Origin of the sequence: Nocardia anaemiae NBRC 100462 (genome assembly GCF_001612725.1) — a bacterium.
GTDB lineage: Bacteria > Actinomycetota > Actinomycetes > Mycobacteriales > Mycobacteriaceae > Nocardia > Nocardia anaemiae.
Window position 1 is genome coordinate 1 of sequence record NZ_BDAZ01000049.1, and the last position, 11,631, is coordinate 11,631.

2 protein-coding genes are annotated in these 11,631 nt (G+C 64.1%); both read right to left on the minus strand.

What is annotated here, in order from left to right; translation table 11 throughout:
* Positions 1-1,841, minus strand: a 1,841-nt coding sequence (locus tag NA5_RS26280; RefSeq protein WP_443093747.1) for a type I polyketide synthase, incomplete at its 3' end; no start/stop codon positions are given.
* Positions 1,842-1,848: 7 nt separating this feature from the next.
* Positions 1,849-11,631, minus strand: a 9,783-nt coding sequence (locus tag NA5_RS26285; protein WP_157110642.1) for a type I polyketide synthase, incomplete at its 5' end; no start/stop codon positions are given.

The following is an 11,631-nucleotide window of genomic DNA, read 5'->3' on the forward strand; positions in this document are numbered from 1 at the left end:
AAATCACCGTCCGCCAACGCCGCGCTCAACGAAACGGGTTGCCCCAAAAGCGGATCCAACTCAGCAACGATCGCGTCGAAGTGGTCGGCGAATACCGGATAGGCGCCATGCAGCTCGGTGGCCATACCGGCCCACTGCGCACCCTGACCCGAGAACACCACACCCGTCGAACCCGACACCACATGACCGGAAACCACGTCGGGAGTGATTTCGCCGCGACCCAACGCTCGTGCTCCCGCGAGCAGACCATCACGGCCCCCGGCAAGGACAACAGCACGATGCTCGAAAACAGCACGCGTGGACGCCAGCGAGAAACCGACATCCACCGGATCCAGGTCGTGATCACCGACATGAGACGCCAAGCGGACGGCCTGACCCGCAAGGGCGGCACCAGCGCGTGCCGAAACTACCCATGGCAGTACCCCACCAGCCGGGACAGTCTTCACCACCGGCGCCGGAGTCTGTTCCACCGCCGGTTCGGCCAACGGGGCCTGTTCCACGATGACGTGCGCATTGGTGCCGCTGATACCGAACGAGGACACACCAGCACGACGTGGCCGATCAACCTCCGGCCACGCCACCGGCTCGGTCAACAGCCGCACATGACCTTCGGACCAATCGACTTTTGTGGAGGGCTGATCCACGTGCAGGGTCTTCGGCAACACACCGTGGCGCATCGCCATCACCATCTTGATCACACCACCCACACCCGCGGCAGCCTGAGCGTGACCGATATTGGACTTCAACGACCCCAACCACAGCGGACGCCCCGGGTCCCGATCTCGGCCGTAAGTCGCCAGCAGCGCTTGGGCTTCGATCGGATCACCCAGAGTGGTGCCGGTGCCATGGGCTTCGACAACATCGACCTCGACCGGGGACACACCGGCGTTCGTCAGAGCCTGACGGATCACCCGCCGCTGCGAGGGACCATTCGGCGCGGTCAACCCGTTCGAGGCACCGTCCTGGTTCACCGCCGAACCAGCGACCACCGCCAAAACCTGATGACCATTGCGCTGGGCATCGGACAACCGCTCCAACACCAACACACCGACGCCCTCGGACCAACCCACACCATCGGCAGCATCGGCGAAGGACTTACAGCGTCCATCCGGAGACAAACCCCGCTGACGACTGAACTCCACAAACGTCTCCGGGGTGGCCATCACCGCGACACCACCGGCCAACGCCAGATCACACTCCCCCGACCGCAACGACGCCGCAGCCGAATGCATCGCCACCAGCGATGACGAGCACGCCGTATCCACGGTGACCGACGGTCCCTCCAGACCGAACACATACGAGACTCGGCCGGAGGCAATAGATCCCGAGTTCGCGTTGGCCGGATAGTCGTGATACATCATGCCGACCCACACACCGGTCCGGCTGCCCTTCAGCGAGCCAGGGTCGACACCGGCCCGTTCGAACGCCTCCCACGACGTCTCCAGCAGCAGAAACTGCTGCGGATCCATCAGTGCGGCTTCATTGGGGCTGATATTGAAGAACGCGGGATCGAATTCACCGGCGGAATGCAGGAAGCCACCCGCACGCGTGTAAGTGCTATTCGATGTCTCGCCGGTGCGATCGTAGAGACGGTCGGTATCCCACCCTCGATTTTCGGGGAACTCCGATGTGGCGTCGGTCCCGTTCGAGACCAAATTCCACAGATCCTCAGGCGAATTGACCCCACCCGGATAACGACATGCCATACCCACAATCGCGATGGGCTCGCGAAGGGCTGCGTCGAGCTTGCGATTGCGGGCACGCAATCGCTCGGTCTCTTTGAGCGAGACACGCAGTGCCTGAGCAAGCTTCTGAGTATTGTCCTCGGGCTTCGTCATTATTGTTCCGTCAGTCCTCTGAGTAGCTGTTGTAAGCCAGGTCGATCAGGTCATCGATATCGAGCTCATCAATCGATTCATCGGTGATGTTCTGATCGATCTCGCCGTGCCCTTCCTGCCCGTGCGCGAGTTTCATGAGGGCATCCAGCAGGCCCGCGTCGCGCAGACGACTGAGCGGGATTGTTTGGAGGGCACTTCGAATTTCGTTGTCCGATGGGTCCGCCGACCGGTCGGGGTTGTGGTGGTCGGTGAACTCGTCGGCCAGGTATTCGGCCAAAGCCTGTGGTGACGGATAATCGAACACCAGGGTCGCGGCCAACCGCAGACCCGTAACGTCTTTGAGTGCGTTGCGGAACTCGATAGCGGTGATCGAATCGAAGCCCAGCTCGTTGAACGGCCTATCCGCCGCAATCGAATTCGCGTTCCGATGCCCCAGAACCGCCGCGACCTGACCACGAACGATTTCGACGAGAACACCGAGGCGTTCACTGTCGGGAGTGTTCGCCAAACGAGCACGCAGCGTCGTGGGTGCGCCCGAGGCTGTTTCGCGGCGAGCAGGGACCAGGCCGGAGAACAGGGCGGCGGCGAACCCCGCGCTGCGGAGGCTCCCCAGATCGAGACGGGCGAGGATGGGTGCCGCCGTATCGATCTCGGCCGCGGCGGCGAACAGCGCCAGGCCCTGTTCCTCCGACAGCGGCAGCATGCCCGAACGAGACATACGGTGCCGGTCGACATCGCTCAGCTCGGCGGCCATGCCCCCGTCCATGCCCCACAGACCCCACGCAAGTGACTGCCCGCAGCGCCCGGATGCCCTGCGGTGCATCGCCAGCGCATCCAGGAACGCGTTGGCCGCGGCATAGTTGCCCTGGCCAGGGCCACCGAACGCACCGGCCGCCGAGCTGAACAGCACGAACGCCTTCAACGGCAAATCAGCTGTCAATTCGTGCAGGTGCAGGGCGGCATCGACCTTGGGCCGCAACACCACGTCCATCCGATCCGGGGTCAGCGACGCGATGGCACCGTCGTCGAGCACACCAGCCGTATGGAACACACCGGTGAGGGGACGGCCCGCGGGAACGTCGGCCAGCACCTCGGCGAGCGCACCGCGATCGGCGACATCGCAGGCGGCGAACTCGACCTCGGCACCGAGACCCTGCAACTCCGCCCGCAGTTCGGCGGCGCCGGGAGCGGCGGCACCGCGCCGACTCAGCAACAGCAGGTGGCGGACATCGTGGGCGTTGACCAGGTGCCGGGCGAACAACCCACCGAGAAAGCCGCTGGCACCGGTGATCAGAACTGTCTCGTCCGGACCGAAAGAAGAACTCGGAGCCGAAGTGGAGGCCGCTCGGGTCAGTCGCGCACTGTGGACCTGCCCGCTGCGCACAGCCACCTGCGGTTCTTCGGAAGCCAGAATCCCGCCGAGCAGTCCGTCGATGTCGGAATCGGTGTCTATCAACACGATTCGGTCAGGGCTTTCCGCCTGCGCGGAACGAACCAGACCGTGCACCGCGGCACCGGCCAAGTTCGTAATGTCTTCCCCTGCAACCGATACCGCACCACGGGTCCGAACCACCAGCACCGATTCACCGAACCGCTGATCGGTAATCCAGGCCTGAAGCACTTGCAGCACACCGTGAGTCGCGGCTCGAACTGCCGCAGGATCATTACCCGCCGTGCAGTCCAACACGACCGCGGCCGGAACCTCGTCACCGAGATCCGCCCATGCCACCGCGCTGACCTCCGTGTTGGACACCGAAATCGGTGTCCAATCGACCTGGAACGCGTTGTGCACAGTGGATGCGTCGGCGGTGAGCTGCGCGGGATCGATCGGCCGGGAAGCCAGCTGCCGCACCGTCGCCACCGGAGCACCGGTCGGATCCGCGAGATCCAACGCCACAGCATGCTCGCCGACCCGGGTCAGCCGGACCCGCACCGCATCGGCCCCAGCCGCGTGCACCGTGACACCGGACCACTCGAACGGCAACGCGAGTCCGGTTTCGTCCGCCGACATGTAGCCGGTCAACCGCAGGGCATGCAGGGCGGCATCCAGCAACGCCGGATGGATCCCGAAGCCCTTGGCTTCCTGCGGGTCGGGTAGCGCGACTTCGGCGAACAATTCCTCGCCGCGTTGCCATGCCGCCTGCAGACCTTGGAAGTAGGGACCGTACCCGTACCCGCCATCGAGCAGTTCGTCGTAGACCCCATTGATGTCCAGCGGCTGCGCACCGGCCGGGGGCCAAGAGGCGAGGTCGACAGCAGTCGCCACGTCATCCGGGGCGAGCGCGCCTTCGGCGTTCAGCGTCCACGATGACGCCGAACCGACATCCCCATCGGGGCAGGAGAAGATCCGCACCGCGCGACGGCCGGTCTCGTCCTCGGCACCGACCACGACACGCACCGCAATGCCCGCCGACTCCGGCAGCACCAGCGGAGCCTGCAGGACCAAGTCCTCCAGAGTCGGACAGCCCACCTGCTCCCCGGCATGCAAGGCCAGTTCGACCAAACCGGTACCGGGGAACAACACCGTGTCCATCACCTTGTGATCGGCCAGCCACGGATGCGTCTGCACCGACAAGCGTCCGGTGAGCGTTACCGTGTCGGAGTCCGGTTGGGACACCACCGCCGAAACCAGCGGGTGTCCGGTGGTCGCCAGACCCATCGCGCGGGCATCACCACTACCGGCCGATCCCTCGCGCATCCAATAGCGCTGGCGCTGGAAGGCATAGGTGGGCAAATCGATCCGCCGGGCTCCGGTACCCGCGTACAGAGCGGCCCAGTCCACATCGACACCGGAGACGAACAACTCGGCGACACCACTCATTACCGCCGACACATCGGCACGGTTTCGACGCGCCAGTGCCACCACCGTGGAGTTACCGGCATCGAGAGTCTGGGCGATCATCGGAGTCAGCACCGCGTCGGGCCCGACCTCGGCGAACCGGGACACACCCGAATCCGCCATCGCGGCGACCGCATCAGCGAACCGCACCGTCTCACGGACCTGACCCACCCAATACGACGGATCGGTCATCTCGTCGGTGATTCGAGCACCAGTTACCGTGGAGACCAACGGAATACTCGGTGAAGCGAACGTCAAACCTTCGATCGCCGAGGCGAATTCGGCCAGCATCGGCTCCATCAACACCGAATGGAAAGCATGCGAAACCCGCAACCTGTGCGTCCGCCACCCACGCTCGACACACGCCTCGACAACAGCGGCGACATCACCTTCCACACCCGAAAGCACCACCGACGATGGACCATTCACCGCTGCGATCGACACCCCACCAGCCAGCAGCGGCAACACCTCGGCCTCCGACGCACCCACCGCAACCATCGCCCCACCGACAGGCAACGCCTGCATCAAACGACCACGCGCCGCCACCAACACACACGCATCCCCGACCGACAACACCCCGGCCACATGCGCCGCAGCCACCTCACCAATCGAATGACCCGCCACCACATCGGCTCGCACACCCCACGATTCGAGCAAACGGAACAACGCCACCTCGAACGCGAACAAACCCGCCTGAGCGAACACCGTCTGATCAACCAAATCACCATCGGCCAACGCCACACTCAGCGAAACCGTCTGTTCCAGAAGCGGATCCAGCTCGACGACGATCGCGTCGAAATGCTCGGCGAACACCGGATACGCACCATGAAGCTCAGCGGCCATACCCGCCCACTGCGCACCCTGACCCGAAAACACCACACCCGTCGAACCCGCCGTCACACGACCCGACACCACACCAGGTGCGCGCACACCGGCAGCCAACGACCGCACCCCGGCCAGCAGATCATCGCGGTCGCCCGCGACGACAACAGCCCGATGCTCGAAAACACCACGCGTCGACGCCAACGAGAAGCCGACATCGATCGAGGCATGGTCATCCACATGCGTGGCCAGGCGGGCAGCTTGAGCCGCAAGAGCCGCACCACTGCGCGCCGAGAGCATCCACGGCAACACAGCCGGGACCGAATCCAGCACCGGAGCGTGTTCTACCACCGGCTCGGTCACTGGAGGCTGTTCGACGATGACGTGAGCATTGGTGCCGCTGATACCGAACGAGGACACACCAGCACGACGTGGCCGATCAACCTCCGGCCACGCCACCGGCTCGGTCAACAGCCGCACATGACCTTCGGACCAATCGACTTTTGTGGAGGGCTGATCGACATGCAGGGTCTTCGGCAACACACCGTGGCGCATCGCCATCACCATCTTGATCACACCACCCACACCCGCGGCAGCCTGAGCGTGACCGATATTGGACTTCAACGACCCCAACCACAGCGGACGCCCCGGGTCCCGATCTTGGCCGTAAGTCGCCAGCAGCGCTTGGGCTTCGATCGGATCACCCAAAGTCGTACCGGTGCCGTGGGCTTCCACCGCATCCACCTCGACCGGGGAGACCCCGGCATTGGCCAACGCTTGGCGGATCACCCGCCGCTGCGACGGACCATTCGGCGCGGTCAAACCATTCGACGCACCATCCTGATTCACCGCCGAACCAGCAACCACCGCCAAAACCTGATGACCATTGCGCTGGGCATCGGACAACCGCTCCAACACCAACACACCGACGCCCTCGGACCAACCCACACCATCGGCAGCATCGGCGAAGGACTTACAGCGTCCATCCGGAGACAAACCCCGCTGACGGCCGAACTCGAGGAACATATCCGGTGTCGCCATCACCGCCACACCACCGGCCAAGGCCAGATCGCATTCACCCGACCGCAACGACTGCGCAGCCAGATGCAAAGCCACCAACGACGACGAACACGCCGTATCCACGGTGACCGACGGTCCCTCCAGACCGAACACATACGACACCCGGCCCGAGACCAGACTCCCCGCAGAGCTGCTACCGGTACCGGTTCCCCGAGCGTAGTCGTGGTACATCACACCCGTGAACACACCGGTCGAACTGCCACGCAGGACATCGGGATCGACACCGGCGCGTTCCAATGCCTCCCAAGACACCTCAAGCAGCAACCGCTGCTGCGGATCCATCATCGTGGCTTCGTTGGGGCTGATCCCGAAGAAGTCCGCGTCGAATTCGGCTGCGGAGTATAGGAATCCACCCTGACGGGTGTACGTCTTGCCCGCCTTACCGGGTTCGGGATCGTAGATGCCCTCGATGTCCCAGCCTCGATCCACCGGCATCGCACCGGTGGTATCGATGCCCGAGGTGACCAGACTCCACAGATCCTCGGGCGAGGCGACACCACCGGGGTAGCGGCAGCCCATCGCCACCACCGCGATCGGGTCGTCGTTGGCTCGGACTCGACTGATCGCGAGCTTCTCGACAGCCGCGGTGCCGGTGAGTTGGGAATCGATGAACTCGGCGACGATCTGCGAGTTGGGGTGATCGAAGACCAGCGTGGCAGGCAACTGCAAACCGGTCGTAGCGTTGAGCTTGTTCCGGAACTCGATGGCGCCCAAGGAGTCGAAGCCGAGCTGTTGGAAAGCTTGTCGGGGTTCAACAGCTTCCATCGAGGTGTGTCCGAGGATCTCGGCGGCTACCGATCGGACGAGGTCGAGCAGAGCGCTCTTGCGATCGGCGTCGGAGAGACCAGCCAGCGTTTGCAGGAACGCCCGCCCTGCCGCTGTCCGAGTCTGGCGGCGCACCGGTGCCGGTGCGATCGCACGGACGAGAGCGGGAACCTGCTCACCCCGGGTCCGAAGCACAGCCGGATCAACCCGCAACCCCACAAACTGAGCAGCATCAGTGCCGATCGCCGCATCGAACAACGCCAAACCATCGACCTCGGAAAGCGGCGGGAAACCCTGCCTACGCATCCGATCGAAATCATCCTCCGACAACTCGACACCAAGACCGCTCGACCGCGCCCACAAGCCATAATCGATAGCGGTCGCAGGCAACCCCAAACCGTGCCGATACACAGCAAGGGCATCGAGGAAAACATTCGCAGCGGCGTAATTCGCCTGACCAGCCGCAAGCACCAACCCACCCGCCGACGACAACAGCACGAACAGCGACAGCCGGTGCTGGCGAGTGAGTTCGTGCAGATGCCACGCCGCATCGACCTTCGGCCCGAACACATAGTCGATCCGGTCCCCGGTAATCGACTCGATCACACCGTTATCCGCAGTACCCGCCGCATGCACCACACCCACCAGCGGATGCTCAACCGGAATGCTGTCCAGCAACGCCGCGAGCGCATCCCGATCAGACACATCACACGCGGCAATACGCACCTGCGCACCGAGCTCCACCAACTCCGCACCCAACTCAGCAGCGCCAGGAGCATCCAGACCACGACGAGACGTCAAAACCAGCTGCCGCACACCATGTTCGGTCACCAGATGCCGAGCAATCACCGCACCCAAACCACCAGTACCACCAGTCACCAGAACGGTACCCGGCTCGGACAGCCGAACAACCTCGCCAGCCGCGTGACGAGTCAACCGCGGCACGAACACGCTCGCACCCCGCAGCGCGGCCTCCGGCTCCGTCGCGACCGCAGCCGACACGGCCGCCACGGAGAGCGGATCACCGTCTTCATCCAAGTCGAGAAGCTGGAACCGACCCGGGTGCTCGGCCTGCGCGGCACGCAACAAACCCCACACCGGCGCCTGACCCAGATCCACTTGTTCGGAATCGGCAACAGTCACAGCGCGTTCGGTGAGCACAACCAAACGAGAGTCAGCAAAGCGACTATCGCTCAACCACAGTTGGACAGTGTCGAGAACTCTGAACACGATTTGCCGGGCAGCCACCGGCGCCACCCCGTCATGGTCGGGGCACTCCAACAACACGATGTCAGGAACAACTGCATCGGGAGTCGCATCGAGATCAGCGATCAACGCCGCAAGATCACCATAGCCGCGCACCTCACCAAAACTCTGGCCGGAACCGAGCACGGCCACACGGCCCGGCTCGACGCTCACCACCGAGGGCGCAACAGCGACCCAATCCACACCGAACAAGGCATCCGACACCGGGTTCGCGTTGAGCCGATCGGCAGACACCACGCGAGAAACCAACGCGCCCACAGACAACACGGGCTGACCCTGCTCATCAGCCATCTGCACCGCGAACCGGTCGCCTTGAAGCACAATCCGGACCCGCACTGCGGCAGCACCGGCCGAGTGCACCACTACCCTGTTCCAGGTGAACGGCAGCGCCGGGAAGCCAGCACTGCCACCGCCGCGAAGAGCATGGATTATCCCGGCATGCAAAGCCGAGTCGAACAGCGCGGGATGGATCCCGAAGCCCTTGGCTTCCTGCGGATTCGGTAGCGCGACCTCGGCGAACAACTCATCACCGCGCTGCCACGCCGCCTGCAACCCCTGGAAGAACGGGCCATACCCATATCCGATATCGAGCAGCTCGTCATATGCACCGCTGATGTCCAATGGCTGCGCGCCAGCCGGAGGCCAAGAGGCGAGGTCGAAATCCGCCATTCCGTCACCCGGCGCGAGAACCCCTTCGGCATGGAGAACCCACGGCCCCTCGGTCGACTGCCGAGAATGCACGCTCAGCCTTCGGCGGCCTACCTCATCAGGGGCGGCCACCACGACCTGTACTGCGATACTGCCCTCGACCGACATGGTCAGCGGAGTGTGCAGAACAAGTTCGTCCACCACCTCGCAGCCCAGCAGACCACCGACGTAACCGGCCAATTCGACGAATCCGGTGCCCGGCAGCAACACGGTGCCGAGCACGCTGTGGTCGGCCAGCCATTCCACCGAATCCAGCGACCACCGGCCGGTGAAACTCACCCCACCCGAATCCGGGTGCGGCACAACGGCACCCAGCAACGGATGGTCCACCGCGTCGAGCCCGACAGCGGTGACTCCGCCCAGTTCGGCACCCAGCCACGACTGCGCCAGCATCTGCTTGGCATCGAGCCAGAACCACTCATGCTGGAAGGCATAGGTAGGCAAGTCGATTCGCCGGGCCCCGGTACCGGCGTAGAAACCGGCCCAGTCCACATCGGCGCCGGAGACGAACAGCCCTGCCACCGCAGTCAATACAGTCGAGGCATCGGCGTGGTCGCGTCTGGTCAAAGCAACAGCCGTCGCGTCTTCGAGTTTCCGGGCGATCATCGGAGACAACACCGCATCAGGCCCCACCTCAGCGAACCGGGACACACCCGAATCCGCCATCGCGGCGACCGCATCAGCGAACCGCACCGTCTCACGGACCTGACCCACCCAATACGACGGATCGGTCATCTCGTCGGTGATTCGGGCACCTGTGACCGTCGACACCAGTGGAATGCTCGGTGGCGCGAACGTCAAACCCGCTATCGCCGAGGCGAATTCGGCCAGCATCGGCTCCATCAACACCGAATGGAAAGCATGCGAAACCCGCAACCTGTGCGTCCGCCAACCCTTTTCGACACACGCCTCGACAACAGCCGCGACCGCGTCCTCGATACCGGAGAGCACGACCGATGACGGACCATTCACCGCCGCGATCGACACCCCACCGATAAGCAGCGGCAACACATCCGCCTCCGACGCACCGACCGCCACCATCGCCCCACCAGTAGGCAGTGCCTGCATCAAACGACCACGCGCCGCAACCAGCACACACGCATCCCCGACCGACAACACCCCGGCCACATGCGCGGCAGCGACCTCACCGATCGAATGACCGGCCACCACATCGGCGCGCACGCCCCACGATTCGAGCAGACGGAACAACGCCACCTCGAACGCGAACAAACCCGCCTGAGCGAACACCGTCTGATCAACTAGATCACCGTCCGCCAACGCCACACTCAGCGAAACCGTCTGTTCCAGCAGCGGATCCAGCTCAGCGACGATCGCATCGAATGCCTCGGCGAACACCGGATACCCATCACGCAACTCAGTAGCCATACCGGCCCACTGCGCACCCTGACCCGAGAACACCACACCCGTCGAACCCGCCGTCACACGACCGGACACCACACCAGGTGCCTGTACACCGGCAGCCACTGCGCGTACACCCGCCAACAGACCATCACGGCCCTCGCCCGCGACCACAGCACGATGTTCGAAAACACCACGCGTCGACGCCAGGGAGAAACCGACATCGATCGGATCGTGCTCGCCCACATGCGATGTCAAACGAGCAGCTTGACCCGCAAGGGCCTCCGCACCGCGCGCCGAGACCACCCATGGCAACACGGCCGGGACGTTCTCGACCACCGGCACGGGAGCCGGTTCCGCTGGGGCCTGTTCGACGATGACGTGCGCATTCGTGCCGCTGATACCGAAGGAGGACACACCAGCACGACGTGGCCGATCAACTTCCGGCCACGGCAGAGGCTCGGTCAACAACTGGATATGGCCTTCGGACCAATCGACCTTCGTCGAGGGCTGATCCACGTGCAGGGTCTTGGGCAGCAGCCCGTGCCGCATCGCCATCACCATCTTGATGACGCCACCGACACCCGCAGCGGCCTGCGCGTGACCGATATTGGACTTCAACGACCCCAACCACAACGGACTATCCGCATCACGGTCCTGCCCATAGGTGGCCAAAAGCGCTTGCGCCTCAATCGGATCACCCAAAGTCGTACCGGTGCCGTGGGCTTCAACAACATCGACCTCGACCGGGGAGACCCCGGCATTAGCCAACGCCTGACGGATCACCCGCCGCTGCGAGGGACCATTCGGGGCGGTCAACCCATTCGAGGCACCATCCTGATTCACCGCCGAACCAGCGACCACCGCCAAAACCTGATGACCATTGCGCTTGGCGTCGGACAACCGCTCCAACACCAGAACACCCGCGCCCTCGGCCCAACCCACACCATCGGC